We start from the raw sequence: 16,144 nt of genomic DNA, 5'->3' as shown, positions 1-16,144 counted from the left end.
GGCCGGGGTTCCGGACGGGTGCCGCCGTGGCCGCCGTGGGCAGGGCCAGGGCGAACAGGAGCACGGCCCCCAGACAGGTGCGGCCCATAGCCGTGAAACGAAGCATACCGTTGTTCCCCTTCCATACAGATACAGGAGGGGCATCGATACGAATCATCCGGCCCCCCGGGACCCGCACCCCTTGCATGCGCCACCCGACCACGGGCCGGACGCATACGACACGGAACCCATTACTCATATCATACCATACCTGCTCACAATGCAGCACACGCCCACCACACACGACTGGTGCGTTGGGGTCTCTCTCCCTAAGCCAAATCCCGGTCGGTCGGATTCCATCCCCGAGTTGAAAAAGGTACAGCGATATTCTTATCGGCGAATGGTTGGCCCTTTCACAAATCCTTTCTCCACCCGGCCCATTCCGCTCTGGCCGATCCGATGAACGCCGACAGCCTTTGGGAAATATCCACCTGTTTTCGTGGCCTTTGCCCATCGTGCCAATCATTGTTGTCAATGAACGAATCCGACTTCTGGTCGGGACGATCGAATTCCGTGGACTTCCCACGGGGGGGGGCGTTGCAGGAACCACCCATTGCGGATCCGAACGTCTCCATCCCGCTCAGGTCATCAACGCATGGATCGGGCCATACAGGCATGTCCTTGATCACGATGACGACCGACGACGAAAGCGAGAACAGAGGCAACCTGGTGTACTTGTGCGGCAGACACGCTGCAGGGGGTGCTTCTGGTGGCTTGGCATCATGACGTACGCCAAGGGCTGCATCATTCCGTCTGTGCCATGGAGATGCCGGTAATAATGACGGAGCACCCAGCCTTGACATGGATTCCTGCAACTACGCGCGTGTGGATGATTACCGTACAGCCATTCGAGCCGTTCGGTATCCTGTCGAACACGGTTTCATCTGTAGGGATGAACGCCGGGCAGGAGGATCCGTCGACCACTCTGGTCGTGCACAGGGGGTATCGCGATATGGTCAGGTTCCGGAGACTGAATCGGAGTGGATCGAGCTTGGCGATGATTCCGGGTTCAATGGCCATGATGCCATGGCGGATGAAACCTGAGAAGGGGTCATCCGCGTGGGGTCACCATGCCATTCCGGTTTGTGTAATGCGTTGGCAAGCCTGCTAAACGCAATGATGCTGATTGTTATGAACACCTTTCCGCGTTCAACCCGACATCGCCGCATGGCTGCCTAGTGATTTGCCATCATTGATGAGAAGCGGGAATGTATCGGCCCCTGCACGGTTGACGGTCGTAGGGAGAATGCGGACGCGACAGGTTGCGGTCCATGAAGGCGGCAGGAGACGCGTCATGTTGGCAAGGAACCGGAATCCGGTGCCACCACGCAGGCTCTGAAGTAGGGTTTCAGGGCTGAGAGGTCGTTCTGTGCGCCCGGGTTTCCGATAGGAGCGGTTTGTTTCATCGAAAGACCGATGCGACAGGATCGGTCGGGAGTCTTCTCCCTCAGGTGTCGGAGAAGATCAAGGCGGGCATAATGATCGGTTTTCGACCTTCCTGTTCTGAATGTGCCGGGCTCGTTTGGGGCGGGGTGCTCAGGCCGTCTTTCATGGGTCGACCTGTCGACATGTCCTGTTTGCTGGTCATGGAATCGTATGCCGGGCCGGAGGGGTCGGAGGGGATCCGCCTGACCTTGGAGACTGTGTTATCGCCAACCGGGGCAGGGGGCCAAGTGGCTGTCCGATCCGTGGCGCGTGCCGATATGTACCAGCCACGGCCATCCCGCAAGGTGCGGAGAACACGTAAACGGAGCAAGTTCACAAGGGCTTTCTCGCCACGATCGAAAAAGTCAGCGGAATCTGCGGTCGGTCCCGGGGCATGGTCCATCCAGCGAGGTCGGAATTGTACTCCAGCATGGGCATGGCCTTCCAGTCGGTCACAGCATGTTCGCCAATCGCCTCTATGGCCAGCCCGGCGTCCAGCAGTGCTCCGGTCATCTCCTGGAAGTCATGGGCCCAGTTGTGGTTGGTGGTGTGCTCAATCCGAGTCCTGGCCTGATGCTGTTGGGCCTCCACCGCGGATGCGTAGGTCTGATCGGTTTCATAGGTTGTTTCCGTTCCGCCGAAGTAGTTCTGGATTATCGTCATGCCCTCATTGTCCAAGGCGAACAGCAGCGGATGGTTGTCGCGGATCATGAAGATGCCGCCATCTGTCAGGAGTGTGGCGATTGAGCGGGCCCAGTCTTTCAGATCGGGAAGCCAGGTGATGGTTCCGGCACTGGTGACGATGAGATTGAACCGACCCGCCTGATCAGGCATGGCCTGTGCCGCGAAGCGGGCATCCCCCTGCACATAGGTGATTGATGCCCCGGCTCGATCGGACAGATCCCTGGCATACTCAAGCGCGGTGGGGGAGAAATCCAGGCCATAAACCTTCCCTGCACCCAATCGCCACCAGGTCAGGGTGTCCTCGCCGATGTGACATTGCAGATGCAGAAGCCGCAAACCCGTTATGCCACTTTCAGGAAGATGGGGTTCAAGAACCGCCAGATCGCGCAAGACGACCGGTGATGAGGCCGAGGGGTCATCGGCGAATGCATCGCGATCGCCATATGCGCCATTGGCGTGCACAACCGCTCGGTCGTTCCAGTTGAGGAGATTGTCCCTCACATCACCGGATTGATCGGCTTCACTGTCGGGCATGGCTTACCTCCCAGGATATAGAGGCCATCGGCGGTGATGAAGCTCGAACATACGTAAAAACAGTCATCTCTCTTGTGTTCTGAACAGCATCATAATATAGGACTGAATGCCACATATCAAATCGTCGCCATACCCAGTGCGTCACGTCCAGGTTGTTCACCTACGATTTCATGACCGTAGCATGAGCCACTACGAATGTGACCAGAGGCCCTTGACAGGATGTGGGCCCATTTGAGGGGCATCAGCTTTTTGGGGGGGGGGGTGAAAGAAATGAATTCATTTTTCCTCATCGCCGACCGACCGCTCATGGAGGCTATACCTGATTCAGCCCATGGGGGCTTTGACCAGGTGCTCAATGTGTATGAGCACGCTTATAGGTATGCACGCACTATAGAGTATTCGAAAAGACGGGTTCCAAGACCACATGGGTGTCCGGTCCATTTGCTTTCAATGCGGGTATGACCAGCCATGATCAGTCGGAATTGAAAGCAATGGCGGTTGATCGTCGGAGAGGTGTTTGAGGAGTCGTCCCTGATCTACCTACGGCCGCGATCATTCGGTCAACGCGAATAGGTTCAACTGCACGTATCGTTCGTCGTGCGGGCCGGTTTTTGCCATTCCGGAGGTGGTCCAATATCGTGGGGTCGTTCGCCGTCGGTCGAATGGGGCTCGTTCGTGTCGGTGTCCGTCGGGGAGCCTCCTGGGTTCATGCTTGGAAATACCAGCGCGAGGGGCGCTCGGAAATGGGGGCATGGACACCGAATTGCATATTCGGGTTCCGTACGTCGGCCCACATGCAGCCGGAGGCGCTGAACGTTGACGACCACGATGGGCTATGGCAAGGTGTTTTCCGGACCGACATCGACGGTCGTTCCACCTCGGCGGCGCGCTGTTCGGATCCTCGATTGATTGGCTGTGAGCATGCGGACATCACCATGGATCAGCGGGGATGATGCCCACCATGCCCCCACCCCTACTTTGATGAATGGCGGAGGCGAGAACCGGATCCGGATCTCCTCGCCTCCGACACGGGCTCCTGCAACGACCTGTCGTGTCCGTTCCCGCTGCCGGTTCGCCATCGGGGAGGGGGTGTGGTTATCGGGCTCCACGAGTCCGTATACAGGTGCCAACTCGGGAACCACCTTCATTGACCCCCTGCCGCTCAACGGTCATGGCTGATGTTTTGCCGACACCCGCACCGGAACACGATTCCGTCAATCTGTTCCAGTTCCTTCCGGTATTCGGGACTCTTGGCTCGATGTCCCCTCAGGGGGACATTTTCACCTGTCCTGTTGCAGGCTTTTTCTTTGTCGGTTTCCATGGAGTCATACGTTGGATAGGAAGGCGAAATCATGCGCAGGTATCGAAACGCTCGGCGACAGCTGGCTGTATCGACCGAAAATCTGGTGAAATCCTATGGACAGTTCACTGCCGTGAATGGGGTGAATCTGCAGGTTCCCTCGGAAGGCGTCTACGGTCTGCTGGGGCCGAATGGCGCAGGCAAGTCCACGACCATGAAACTACTGCTTGGGTTGACGGCCCCCAGCTCTGGAAGGATGTGGATGCTGGGCCAGGAGGTGGGCTCCAAGAGTCGAATCCAACCGGGACGTGTGGGATCCATGATCGAAGGCCCCAGTTTCTACCCGGGCTTGTCTGGTCTGGACAACTGCCGAATGGTGGCTGATTACTTGGGTCTGCCTTCCAACTCGGCTTCAGCTGTGTTGGCTAAGGTGGGGCTGGGAGGACATGAGGACAAGAGGGCCAGGGACTACTCCCTTGGCATGAAGCAGCGTCTGGGCATCGCCATGGCGCTCATATCCCATCCTGAGCTGCTGCTTTTGGACGAGCCGACCAACGGTTTGGATGCCGGGGCGGTAGTCGAGGTGCGTCAGATGATCATGGATCTTGCAGCTAGCGAAGGTGTTACGGTCGTTATCAGCAGCCACATTCTCTCCGAAATCGAGAAGATGGCGCCGGTGGTCGGCATCATCGGGGCCGGACGACTGCTCTACCAGGGCTCCTTGGAAAATCTGCGCGAGGAGGGGCATATAGACCTGCGCGTTTCCGACCCTCAACTGGCGGCAGGCGTGCTTGAGCACGACGGCATCGACTATGGGTACATTCAGGAAAGCGGGGCCTTGCGGATCCGGGAATTCGATGACCGGCAAGTCGGGGGTTTAGTCGCCCAGCTGGTCTCCCGGGGACTGGAGGTCTATCGTGTGGCTTCCGAACGCAAGAGCCTAGAGGAGGCCTTCCTGGAACTGGTGGAAAGCCCCCGGGCCCATGTACCGCAGGCCGGCCTCCAGCAGGGGGCTTCACGATGAGCGCCATCACTGCAAACATCCTGAAATCCGTGGAGCCCGGGAAGCACGGGGGTGCCGGAGCCATACGCTTCAGCGGCCCGTTGATGCTCATCTTCATGGAGATGCGCAAGCTGAAGGGCTCATCCTTCTGGTGGATGATCATAGGCATGATTACCTTGGTTTCCTTGTGGTCAGGATTTGCCGTCATGAAACGGGCCGGCGGCAATCCGGCGACACGCACCGTGACCTTGGCGCAAGGCGATGTCTACGAGCTCGTTGGCCTGCTGGCCCCGATCCTTGCCGCCCTGCTCACCAGCCGGCTGGCCGTCATGGAGACCGGCGGACGCATGGACCTCAAATGGCGGTCCCTGGGGCAGGGGGAGTCCGGCCTCTTCCTCGCCAAGCTGGCGGTGGCGGGAACGGCCCTGTCCCTGGTGTTTGTGGTTCCCCTGGCATGGACGCCTCTGGCGGCCTTGGCTATGAGCTTCAAATCTGATGTTGGCCTGCCTTCTCTGATGCTTGCACCGGCTCTTGTCGCTTTCCTGTCGTGCATGGCCGTGACCGCCGTCCAGCTGATGCTTTCCATGACCATCGGCAAGCAGGCCGTCGGCCTGGGCGTGGGCGTGATCGCCGGTCTGGTCGGCTCGGGCCTGGGGCCGTTGAACGTGGCCCAGGCGGGCTGGCTGTTCCCGGCCGGCGTCAGCTCGGCCGCCAGTCCTTTCCTGGTCACGGCCACGCCGGACGGCTTCGCCAGAATGACGCTCGTCGCCAATCCCTGGGCCCTGGTGCTGGCCGGCCTGGTCGCCTGCATCGTCTGGACCGGCGTTTCGGCATTCGTCATCATGGTAAAGGAGTCACACCGATGAGCAGGCACACAATCGACACCATCGCAATCAATGGTCGAGCGAGTAGGGTCCGCAAGCGGCCCTCCGTCGTGGCGGCCTTCCGTTGGGAGATGCGCAAGGCCGGCAACCTGTGGTACTGGCTCGCTACCGTGCTGTTCGATGCCATCGGCATGTTCCTCGGTCGGGACCAATACGTCAGCTACCGTCGGGAGTTCCAAGCCCAAGGCGTGACGTGGACCGCCGTCTGGGGGCAGGCCATCCTGCTGAGCAGCATGGTCTTCATGCCGATCCTGGTCGCCGCCTTCGCCGCCCAGATCGAAGCCAACGAACACCGGGGGCGCAACTGGCAGCGCCTCAACGCGTCGGGGACGGCCGGCACGGCCATGGCGGGCAAGATGCTCCACGGATTGTTCGCATCGTTCATGACCGTCGCCGTCTTCGAGCTGGAGTTCATCGCCGTGGGCATGAACACGGGCTTCGACCTGGCCCAGATCGGCCCCTACCTCCTGCGGGCCGTCCCCATGACCATGGCCGTCTGGGCCATCATGACCCTGACACAGGCCATCGCCGCCAGGACCGGGTCGTTCGCCTCCACCATGTCCATCATGCTCCTGCTCACCCTGGCCGGCTGCGCCCTCACGCTCGTGGCCCCCACCCTGGCCATGCCCTACCCGCTAGCCCTGATCACGACCGCATCGGCGGCCAGGGACCTGGGCAACCTCGCCTCGGTCTCCTCAGTCATCGCATCGACCTTGGCGGCGGCCCTCTGGGTTCTGATCGGGGCGCTTGCCTTCCGCCAGCTCACCAGGAAAGCCATTTGACCAACAGAATCAATCCATTCTAAGAAAGGACATGCACCATGACCCTCGCCACCGACAGGGCGGGTCACCCCGCACTCCATGTCATCCGCCGTCTCGTCATATTCATTACGGCGTTGCTGGCGCTATCCGCCCTCTCCGGATGCTCGACCGGCCTGGGGGTCAGCAGGCAGGACGATTTGGTGGGAACGCGATCGGATGGCGCTGATTCCTACTCAGGAAGGTACATGGCCTCCTATCATGGATTCACCGGCACGGAGACCCTCTTCGGGGGGACCGGCAAACACACGACCATACACGTCACCGGCCGGGTGTCCGGCACGCAGGGTACCGGGACGATCCTGGTGACCGACGGCTCGGACATGAAGCGTCCCCTGCCCATCCACCGGGGCGCCTTCGACCAGACCTACGCCCTGGACGGCAGCAGCTTCTACATCTACGCCAGCGGGGACCACTTCACCGGCAGCCTTACCCTGATCTCAAAAGAGGAGTGAGAAGCTCATGGGCAGGAACACCGGTTCGGCGCCGACCCGCATTGCCGTAGCCTGGCTGGCCCTAGGATCAGCATTTGCCCCCTCGCTCGTCACCCTGTTCTTGCAGCTCTGCGGAGTCCGGCTGTATGCCATGGGCAACCTACGCAATTCCATAATCGTCTGCAACAGCCTGTGCGTCCTGCTGGGTTTTGTCATTGCAGCGGTCACGTACCGTAAAACGGCTATACGGCACCGGGCATTGGCCCGGATGGCTCTACTGCTCACCGGCAACGCAGCGTTCCTCGTGCTCGTTGCGACAACGGTTCTGGCTGCCGACTTCTTCCTTCTCGTCAGGTGACGGCATAATGAGATAGGGGTATTGCGGAAGGGGCCGGAGCGATGAAGCCGAACAGGAAGCTGGCTGATTGGTTCGAATACTGGAATAGGCCAAGCACAACTTATGTCATGGTCTTCGTGTGCGCCCTGTACGAAACAATGATGCTCACGCGGCTGGTCCTCGCTCCCGACAGCGCCGACCGAACCTTGCGTCAGGTTCTGGACACCACGGCATGGGGCATGCCTCTGTATGTTGCCATCATCGTCCTGTCCCTCATCCTGCTCTGCTTACGCCGTCGACGACCCACGGCGACTCTGCTGGCTATCACCATCCTCATGCTGCTGACGGCGGCAATCTACGGTTCCGCATATACCGACCTAGTCTCAGTGTGGTATATCGCTCTCTACGCCTGCACGGTCGAGACCGGGAAACTCAGAAACCTCATCGCCTGCCTGATCCCAACCGCTCTTTTGGTGTTGACGGCCACGATCCTGGCGACCCTGTGGCATCAGGACGCCAACTTCACCGGTCTGCTTTACTCTACAGCCACGTACTCCGCCTTATGCGTGGGTTTGGGACTGGTGTCCAGGGCACGGCGGGAACGGCACCTGTCCGAACAGGCGCTTTCGAACGAACGTAGACGGAGCCAGCACATGGCGCAACAGCGCGATCGGGCAGTCCACCAATCCCGAATTGCCGCAGAGCTCCATGACAGCGTGGGCCACGACCTGACGGCCATCATCGCGCTGTCCGAGGGTCTGGACCAAATCACCGGAAAACCGGAAGTCGATGATGCCATCAGTATGATTAACGAACTGGCGCGCCAGGGACTGGCTGATACCAGAACGGCCGTGAAAGCACTTCAGCCGTCGTCCAATATCGACGGGTATCAACTCGCGTCGGAAGGGCAAAAGCAGGCATACCACTGGGATGATATCAACCCGATCATTAATCATGCACGGCAAGTCGGGATGACCGTCGCACTGACTGAAACCGGACGCAGACCGCAAGACCCTATACAAGCTAATCTGAGCTTCATCATAACCAGAGAGGCCATCACCAACGTACTCCGACACGGGTGCCACGTCGACCGTATCGTAATCTCCTGGGACCATGACAGTCAGGGCGGCATAACCATCTCAGTCAGGGACAACGGTAAACCCGTTCAAAAGGCATCCAGCAAAGGGACCGGACTGAACAGGCTCCGAGAAACTCTTCGAGGGTATGGTGGCGTCCTGCAATCAGGGCCGGCATCCAACGGGTGGCTCCTACAAGCCTGTATCCCCTCACTCAAAGAATCCACAGACAGCGAGGAATAACATGATCCGTGTCATGCTCGTAGATGACCAACGTCCCGCCAGAATGGGATTTGCACTTATGGTGGCCAAAGATCGTGGATTGCAGGTAATAGGTCAGGCAGAAAACGGCAAAGAAGCCCTTGACTTTCTGGAATCTGCCGAGAGGCAGCAACAGCTTCTGCCCGACGTAATTCTGATGGATGTTCGGATGCCGGTCATGGATGGTCTGGATGCCACCAGCGCCATCAAGGAACGCTACCCTTTCATCAGCATTGTCATATTGACAACCTATGACCAAGATGACTATGCGTTCGGTGGTCTCAGTGCAGGGGCCTCAGGATTCCTGCTCAAAGACGTGAAAACGGCGGATCTGTGCAAGGCAATCCGGTCAGTGTATGCAGGAGACGCCATCCTCACCCCCCGCATCACGGGTGAGGTCATCAAACGAGGGGTTGATAAGGCAATTTCGAGTAACGAAGAGTTAGAACTGCAAAAAAGGTTTGCGAAGCTTGGCAGGCGTGAATTCGAAGTCGCATCACTGGTCAGCGAAGGCCTGACCAACGCCGAGATCGCGCACAGGCTGGGTATTCAAGGGGACTCTGTCAAAAAGACAGTGAGCCGGATACTCAATAAACTGGGTGTTGGGGAGCGAATAAACATAGCCGTTCTCTGGTACAAGGCCGCCCTCAACACAAAACAGTAAACGAGAGATCATTCCAAGCCCTCCCGCGTTATGGCGGCACGCTCGTCCGTGATTCTGTCTAGAACCCTGTCCGCTGGATCATCGCCAGCGCGGTATAGGCCGCATCAGTGTCGTCTGGCATAGAGAGAACACAGCTTAAAAACAATTGTCCCTCCGGATCGTCGATCAGTGCTTTCCCGGGAGATGCGGAGAATTTCCTCTGGGCGTCTGACCTTCCTGAATTGTCTGATTCTCCTGGAGTGTCTGGCCGATTTCCGGACCCGATGGTGATGATGGTGCCTATCGTGAAGCCTCGCATATGGTAGGTTCTGAGGCCCCTATCTTTCGTGCGGCTGTATGTGCATGTATGTGCCCACCTGCAGGTGTGTGTGCGGATGTCTTTCTCTTACGCATGCCTTTCTTTGGACCTTGGGTGGATCGAAGGCACGTCCCTCACCCAGGTCCCGATGGGTGCAGATCGGTTGGCCCGGTCACTGTGTTCTACAGGCGAGCGGGAATTTGAACTATAACCCCTTGTTGAGGTTGATTGTTGATCGCTCGCCCAATCGTTCAGGTGCACTTCCGCGCGAATAGGCTAACGTTGCGGATCCCGTGATTGATTGCAGCAAGTGCTGTCACACCCGCTGCCACGTTCGTCAAACCTTCGGTTCTCTTCCGTCAGCAAGTCCACCGTGATGTCCACGTCGCTGGCGTCGCCGCCCGTTCCCCGTCGTACGGGACAATGCAGAGGTTGCATATACACGTGTCGTTGCCGGAGAATTCGGAGCTCACGGCTGTGCCCGCACTGAAGCCGCGACCGCGGTGAGAGCCAGGGGGGTGGACCATCATCCATGGACGACGCATGGCGATTTTATAGAGAACACCACCGAGGGACGAAAAGAGGGCAGATACCATAGGAAGGGGTGCAAGAGCATATCGGCAGCATGGCAACAAGACGTTCTACCGTCATAACGATGTAGGTGCCGTCATGGAAAGGGCAGAGCGAAACAAGAGGATGTCCAGGGCATGCATCGTCCAGCAGGCCACTCGTCGGAGCTTGAGGGGGGTACCTGTCACGGATGGGTTCCTCGCTGATGCCCGGGACTGCATAGACGGGTAAACCGACGAAAAAGGGTCACTGGTCGCACGAGTCGGTCTGGAGCCTGGTGCAGATTCTCCGTCGGCTGTCCTGCCACCGTCGGCCTGCTCCTTATCAGTATGTGTTTGTGTGCTTTTTGATGGCTGTGCCGTGTCATGATCCGCGATCAGTTCACCGGATCCCGCAAGTGAATTCCTGCTTCATGATTGTCTTTGCCCTAAATCCATGCTATCGGGAGAGCTTGATACCCCTGTATCTCTTATCCTAGTGAGGATACATTTCGGTACCTTGTCGGTTCCGATTCCAAAGCCGACAGGTTCCGACTCATGTCAGATTTGACCTGGGTCTTCCTTGTCTTCGTAGAGTGAAGAAAGAAGAGTCTGCAGCTTGCTTTCCGTCTTCCAGGGAATCCTCCTAAAAGACATTCCAGGGTTTTGGCGCATAATCGCAAATGCCAATGTAGAGGTTTTCCATGTAGGCGTGTCCGTTGATATACGGATATGGCCTGCCGGAGGTTGCAAAGGCTGTTGGCCAGATGTGCATGGTGATTGCGCGGCCCGGTCATGTTGACAAGACAACGAGACGGATGTATGCATAGGTCGCCCATCTCGTTTGTGCAAGTGGTTCGAGCAGGAACGGTTGTGGCTATGCGTGCCTGAGTTTCAGGGCAATGTCGGTGCCCTGGTTCTGCATGTATGTCAGATGGATCAGCACCTTGGCCATGGGTTCGATATACCGGGAGCAGGTGATGTCGCCGACGTATTGGGCATCGAATCCCATGGAGCTGGGGGAGCGGGACCGTGCACGGTTCGAGAGGCTGGACAGGATGGCCGAGCGGGGCGAGGTCCGGCAGGCCCAGGTGCCTGCCCCCCGCACACCACAGGCAACCCTTCCGGAACACCCCGACACGGGGGCCTTTCCCGTATGCAGCAGGATCCGTGAAGGGGCCCGGTCAATGGGCACCGGGGCCGAAGCCCCGATAGGGGGAAGAACCCCGCGACCAGGATGGAGTCGACGTTGCTGTCCGTGCTGGGCAGGACACCATGGGACGGATTCGGATTACTGGCGTGGCCTGCCGGCTTTTCAACGTGGTCGGTCGGCTTTTGCGCTGGATCAGAGTTGGTGGTCCCTGGTGTAGGGTCGCCGGGCTGTGGGTCCGTGTTGCGCTTCCGGTATGCGGTGAGGGTCAGGTCGCCGTTGACGGGTTGGTGAAGTCATAGGCGCCCGTCCCATTGAATCAGCCGTTGAACCGGTGACGGCCATCCCTGGTCGGGTCGGCGGGCTTGATGGCCTTCTCCCCGTCCATGACCTGCTGGGTCGGGATGGCGGAGCCGTCGGCCGAGTCGAGGGGACGGTGCAGGTGACCACAGGGGCTGCCTCGTACGTGTAGGCCGGGTGCTCGTCAGACTGGGCGGCCCCGTTCAGGGTCCAGGTGACAATGATTATGACCGTGCTGGCTGCGCAGGTGGAGTGGTCATGCTTCAGATGCCGTCCGTATTTGTGGTCAGGTCGGTGGTCGCATCCTGATCGAACTTCACTCTGGTGAGTGCAACCTCACCCGGAAGATGACCTGCTGTCCGGTTTGCTGCCGCCGTTGCGCCCTAGCCGACCTTGGCCGTCCCCCCCCCCCCCTAGGAATAGAGGTGGCTGTCGGAGTCGATTCCCGGGTGCCATGGCCGTCACGAGTCCGGTAATGCCTATGCAACGTCGTTCCGTTCATGTGCACCTGCTTAGACGAAAGAGAGTCGGATGCCGGGGAATCTTGCTGGGCGGCACCTCTCCTGATCAATGGGGATGCCAGAGGAAGACGCACGATCATCGATAATCGCGGGGCATACGACTGCAATCGAATTGGTGTAATCGTCTTCCGGCAGAAAGTCGCGAGTTGCAGGATTAAGTCGTCTGGAATCGGGGACTAGGCCAATAATCCGTTGGGTTGCGTGTAGAGGTTAGAATAAAGAACGGGTGATCAAGTCCATTGGTTTCTATCCAGTGGTCGTCTTGATCACCCGTTGTTGCATCATTGGTGAATTCAATAGATCAATCAGTCGTCTTTTTGTTGCTACGACGCTTGAAAAGAACAGCTGCGACGGCGATTACCAGAACTGCAAGAATGGCCACGGCCCCGACAACGATCCACGGTGTGATCCGCTCTTTCTTATCCTGCACCGTTTCGACTTGGGGATGGCGGGCCTGGGTCACACGGACCACCTTACCGTTGGTGTCCAGGGTGATTCTTGAACTGAGGGCTGCGGCCAGGTTAATTCTGTCCCATCCGTTAGAGGAATGGTCATAAGGATATCCGTCTTCGATGGCTGTCTTGATAAGAACTTCCTTGCGTTGTGAGGCTGTTAGCTTGGGGTACGCAAAGGCGAGTAAGGCTTCTGCGTTCTTGGGAGGGACCAGGGGCTTATCCGTACCTCCTTGCCTGGGCATTCCATAGGTCATTCGAGCCCTGTATGCATCAAGGGCGGATGCACGATCTTTCACTGGTCGTTTGGATACGGTGTCGGTGAAGGTGTTCGTATAGCCTTTGGCCCCGTCGGCGCCGGTTGTCGCAATGCACGTGTCGAGAGTCGATCCGTAGCCGTCTTGTCGACATCTATCTTTCAGATAGTCCACCAACTGCTTTGATGCTTTCTGCATATCTTCCTGGTGGGAATCCCAATATGAAGCGACTGATGCCATACCCCCTACACGTCCAGCCATGACGTCCAGAGGATAGTGGACACCCAGCACCAGTCGGTTGTTTCCGGCTTCGGACACTCTGGCAAGGATTTCCGGTGCGAGACGGGGAACCATGGCAGCAAGGACCACTCCGCGTGAGTATGCCTTATTCGTATGTCCCGACGGGAAGGAACCCTCCAGAGAGTTCTTTGGATAATCGGCGCTGTGGGTTTTACCATCTGCTCCCAATGAGTCGGGTACCTCCTTGATGTCCAGTTTTCCCGGCAGCCCGGCCATGTCGTTCTTCCCGGCTGTGACGTGATCTGCATCCGGCAGCCAAGTGTCGCGTTGAACGTACGGCCGTGGATACTGATGAGCGTCCTTGGCCGGGTTTCCGCTCCATCCGTTTTCTTCCATTATTGCCTTGACCAGATTCAGTGATCCCCCGTCGTATCCCTCTTGGAAGTAGCGTCCCAGGATGGGGCCGAACCCGTCCTTGAGCTCGAAAGCGACATTCTTATCGGCATCTCTGTCGCTCAGGGCTCGAGCTTGCTGTGGAGAGGGCTGCCCCCGGTGAGATTGTTCGGCACCCTCATGGTTGATGGAGACCACAATCTGGTCGTTTTCATTCAAGATGGCCTTGTTGAGTACTTTTCCGGATGTTCCGGTTCCGTCATATGGTTCGCCCGGTGCCTCCCAATATGAGCTGAAGTCGTCGACCAGGGGAACCAAGGGATTGGTGTTCTGGGCAGCGGATGCGGTGGGTGTCAAAACTCCCAGAAATCCAATGGTGACCAGCGCCGCAAACAATCGGCACCTTAATGGTGCATTTGTCATCGTCAAACTCCCCTTCGAGTTCTTATCATTATGATAATAACTGTAGCCTATACTAGGCCGCTCGTTTCCGGCTACCGGTGTGTCGGACTTAGGTATTGCGAATCTGTGTTGTCAATTTCGCCATTGCTGTTGCGAGAATGCTCGTATCACCGATATCGTGCTTTTCCAGCATCCGCCCAGACGATCATTTCCGAATCATCAGGAGATCTGCAAGAAACCGGTCCCACCGACACATTTTTGTATTTCGTTAGTCGACACCACACGAACCATCAGAATTGCAACCATGATTACCTATCGGCTTATGATTCTGCTTCCACTGATTCCAAACGAATCCATCACTTCCTCCTCCTTGTGGTGCTGCGGGTGCCGGTGTGGGCCAGCCGCCCACCACCTTGGTTGGTGGTGGGCGGTGGGAGGGCGTGTGGCCACCACCGGAATGGGATGGCGCCGACTGCTGTGCGGCAGCCGACTGCTGGTCGGTCTGGCTCTTGGCCTGCATCGAGGCGTTCACCTGGTCGAAGGCCGACTGGAGGGCGCTGGCCGCGTCCTGGTCGTCCTTGGCCTTGCCGTCCTTAACGCCGTCGGTCTGGTCGATCGCCTTCTGCAGGTTGTCGTGGGTGGTGTTGTCCGCCACCTTCCCATTTGGTAGTAGCGAAGATGCAGGGGCATTGGTTTTCTTGAGTGTGCCGGCAGGCACGGCTGCACGGCAGGTGGTGTGGGCGATGCCATGGCCCATCTCTCCTGGGCCAGGAGGGGGTTCGGCCGGTCGTGGGTGGTGTGCAGGGCGGAGACCCGGCCCTGTGGGTGGGGCCGGCCATGGACGGCGGCCCTATCGGGGTGATGGTCCACATCGGTCCGCCCCGTGACGTGGTGGTCTTCCGTTGCATGCGGCCGGGGGGCGGATTCAGACGGCTCATGGAAGGGGCGGAGACGCCATACGCAGGCTCGACGGACGTGATCCGGCCGGGTGGGCGATGCGCATGGCCGGCGGACCCTCCCCGGTGGTCTTATCCGCTGTGCCGTTGGGCCCGTCGCCGTGTGGGTGGACGGGTGTTCTGGCTGCGGGCTTGTGGTGATGCTTCCGTGCCGCTGGGCCGTTCCCGTCGCGGGTTGTGGTTGTGGTGGGGGTGGTCCCGTCCCTGTTGGGGGCGGGGGCGGGGCCACCTGGTGGTCCGTGCCGTCGTTTGGGGAATGTGTGGCGGTGCGGGCCTGCTTACTCGTGTGAAGTGTGTGTGGGGTGTCGGTGTCGTCTGGCCGCGTCGGTGGCGGTCATGAGGGTCAGGCCGATGGCGGCGAGCAGGAGGATGCCGTGGCTTCCGGTCAGGGGCAGGCTGCCGATGGTGACGTACCGGTACGTGTTGCCGGTGTCGTCGGCCTGGGGTGTCCCGTCGAGGGTCCAGCTGATGGTGACGGGCACCCCTCCGGCCGTGTGGGCGGGTGTGGTGACCGTCCACGTGTCGTCGGCGCCGGCCGTGGGAACGGTGCTCTGGAGCCGGTCGAACAGCACCCGGGTGGGTGTGCCACGCGAGGGGAAGACCACCCGTCCGGGCCGGTTGGCGGGTGTGCTGCTGGTGTCGCGTCCCAGTTTGCCGTTGCTGCCGCTTCCCCAGGTGTAGAGGTTCCCGTCGGATCCCACCGCCATCGAATGCCAGTATCCGGCATTGGTCTGGGTGAAGGTGACATCGGCATCCGTTAACACTGGTCCGGGCGTCCCCAGGGTGCCGTCGCGTCCCAACTGGCCGTAACCGTTGTATCCCCAGGTGTAGAGGTTGCCGTTGGATCCGATGGCCATGGAATGCCATCCTCCTGCGCTGGCTTGGGTGAAGGTGATGCCGGTGGGTGGTGTGACCCGTCCGGGCCGGTCGGCAGGCGTGGTGCCGGTGTCGCGTCCCAGTTGGCCGTTGCCGTTGTTTCCCCAGGTGTAGAGGTTCCCGTCGGATCCGACCGCCACGGAATGGCTGCTTCCTGCGCTGGTCTGGGTGAAGGTGATGCCGGTGGGTGGTGTGACCCGTCCGGGCCGGTCGGCAGGCGTGGTGCCGGTGTCGCGTCCCAGTTGGCCGTTTCCGTTGTCTCCCCAGGTGTAGAGGTTCCCGTCGGATCCGA

12 protein-coding genes are annotated in these 16,144 nt (G+C 59.2%); 7 read left to right on the top strand and 5 right to left on the bottom strand.

All coding sequences use genetic code 11. The annotated features are described in order from the left end of the window. Positions 1–1,797 precede the first annotated feature (1,797 nt). Positions 1,798–2,682, bottom strand: coding sequence for a class I SAM-dependent methyltransferase (locus AACP59_RS09295; RefSeq protein WP_339351028.1), 885 nt, complete (start codon positions 2,680–2,682; stop codon positions 1,798–1,800). 1,352 nt (positions 2,683–4,034) lie between these two features. On the opposite strand from AACP59_RS09295, the gene AACP59_RS09290 reads away from it, so the two are divergent. From AACP59_RS09290 to AACP59_RS09260, 7 genes are read left to right on the top strand one after another with little or no spacing between them, the layout of a single operon-like run. Further along, the gene (locus AACP59_RS09290) at positions 4,035–5,006 is read left to right on the top strand and encodes an ABC transporter ATP-binding protein (RefSeq protein ID WP_297317395.1); all 972 of its coding nucleotides are present in this window, start codon (positions 4,035–4,037) and stop codon (positions 5,004–5,006) included. After that, complete coding sequence (locus AACP59_RS09285; protein WP_339351027.1) at positions 5,003–5,851, top strand: ABC transporter permease; 849 nt, start codon at positions 5,003–5,005, stop codon at positions 5,849–5,851. The genes AACP59_RS09290 and AACP59_RS09285 overlap by 4 nt, the downstream gene beginning before the upstream one ends. Beyond that, the gene (locus AACP59_RS09280; RefSeq protein WP_339351025.1) at positions 5,848–6,651 is read left to right on the top strand and encodes an ABC-2 transporter permease family protein; all 804 of its coding nucleotides are present in this window, start codon (positions 5,848–5,850) and stop codon (positions 6,649–6,651) included. The genes AACP59_RS09285 and AACP59_RS09280 overlap by 4 nt, the downstream gene beginning before the upstream one ends. A gap of 38 nt (positions 6,652–6,689) precedes the next feature. Next, positions 6,690–7,142, top strand: a complete 453-nt coding sequence (locus AACP59_RS09275; RefSeq protein WP_339351023.1) for a hypothetical protein — start codon at positions 6,690–6,692, stop codon at positions 7,140–7,142. A 7-nt stretch (positions 7,143–7,149) separates the two neighbouring features. Then, positions 7,150–7,479: a hypothetical protein gene (locus AACP59_RS09270; RefSeq protein ID WP_267399830.1), complete on the top strand. Its 330-nt coding sequence runs from the start codon at positions 7,150–7,152 to the stop codon at positions 7,477–7,479. Positions 7,480–7,520: 41 nt separating this feature from the next. Then, positions 7,521–8,777, top strand: a complete 1,257-nt coding sequence (locus AACP59_RS09265; RefSeq protein WP_339351019.1) for a sensor histidine kinase — start codon at positions 7,521–7,523, stop codon at positions 8,775–8,777. A gap of 1 nt (position 8,778) precedes the next feature. After that, positions 8,779–9,459, top strand: coding sequence for a response regulator transcription factor (locus AACP59_RS09260; RefSeq protein ID WP_339351017.1), 681 nt, complete (start codon positions 8,779–8,781; stop codon positions 9,457–9,459). Positions 9,460–11,182: 1,723 nt separating this feature from the next. Here AACP59_RS09260 and AACP59_RS09255 read toward each other — a convergent pair. From AACP59_RS09255 to AACP59_RS09240, 4 genes are all read right to left on the bottom strand, one after another. Continuing rightward, positions 11,183–11,446 carry a hypothetical protein gene (locus AACP59_RS09255; RefSeq protein ID WP_339351015.1) on the bottom strand — a complete coding sequence of 88 codons (264 nt, stop codon included), beginning with the start codon at positions 11,444–11,446 and terminating at the stop codon, positions 11,183–11,185. Positions 11,447–12,577: 1,131 nt separating this feature from the next. Next, a complete protein-coding gene (locus AACP59_RS09250) occupies positions 12,578–14,041 on the bottom strand; it encodes a phosphatase PAP2 family protein (protein ID WP_339351013.1) in 1,464 nt (487 codons plus the stop codon). Positions 14,042–14,288: 247 nt separating this feature from the next. Further along, entirely contained in the window at positions 14,289–14,675 is a 387-nt protein-coding gene (locus AACP59_RS09245) for a hypothetical protein (protein ID WP_339351011.1), read from the bottom strand. 579 nt (positions 14,676–15,254) lie between these two features. Beyond that, positions 15,255–16,144: RCC1 domain-containing protein (locus tag AACP59_RS09240; RefSeq protein ID WP_370466012.1), on the bottom strand; the 890-nt coding region annotated here is incomplete at its 5' end.

The organism is Bifidobacterium indicum, assembly GCF_036987015.1.
Lineage (GTDB): Bacteria > Actinomycetota > Actinomycetes > Actinomycetales > Bifidobacteriaceae > Bombiscardovia > Bombiscardovia indica.
The sequence above is the reverse complement of the archived record's forward strand: the minus strand, read 5'-3'. Positions and strand labels throughout refer to the sequence as shown.

What these genes read in the sequence shown, in the direction of transcription:
- AACP59_RS09285 (WP_339351027.1), top strand. Translation starts at nt 5,003, where the DNA reads ATGAGCGCCATCACTGCAAACATCCTGAAATCCGTGGAGCCCGGGAAG.
- AACP59_RS09290 (WP_297317395.1), top strand. Translation starts at nt 4,035, where the DNA reads ATGCGCAGGTATCGAAACGCTCGGCGACAGCTGGCTGTATCGACCGAA.
- AACP59_RS09280 (WP_339351025.1), top strand. Translation starts at nt 5,848, where the DNA reads ATGAGCAGGCACACAATCGACACCATCGCAATCAATGGTCGAGCGAGT.
- AACP59_RS09295 (WP_339351028.1), bottom strand. Translation starts at nt 2,682, where the DNA reads ATGCCCGACAGTGAAGCCGATCAATCCGGTGATGTGAGGGACAATCTC.
- AACP59_RS09265 (WP_339351019.1), top strand. Translation starts at nt 7,521, where the DNA reads ATGAAGCCGAACAGGAAGCTGGCTGATTGGTTCGAATACTGGAATAGG.
- AACP59_RS09275 (WP_339351023.1), top strand. Translation starts at nt 6,690, where the DNA reads ATGACCCTCGCCACCGACAGGGCGGGTCACCCCGCACTCCATGTCATC.
- AACP59_RS09260 (WP_339351017.1), top strand. Translation starts at nt 8,779, where the DNA reads ATGATCCGTGTCATGCTCGTAGATGACCAACGTCCCGCCAGAATGGGA.
- AACP59_RS09250 (WP_339351013.1), bottom strand. Translation starts at nt 14,041, where the DNA reads ATGACAAATGCACCATTAAGGTGCCGATTGTTTGCGGCGCTGGTCACC.
- AACP59_RS09270 (WP_267399830.1), top strand. Translation starts at nt 7,150, where the DNA reads ATGGGCAGGAACACCGGTTCGGCGCCGACCCGCATTGCCGTAGCCTGG.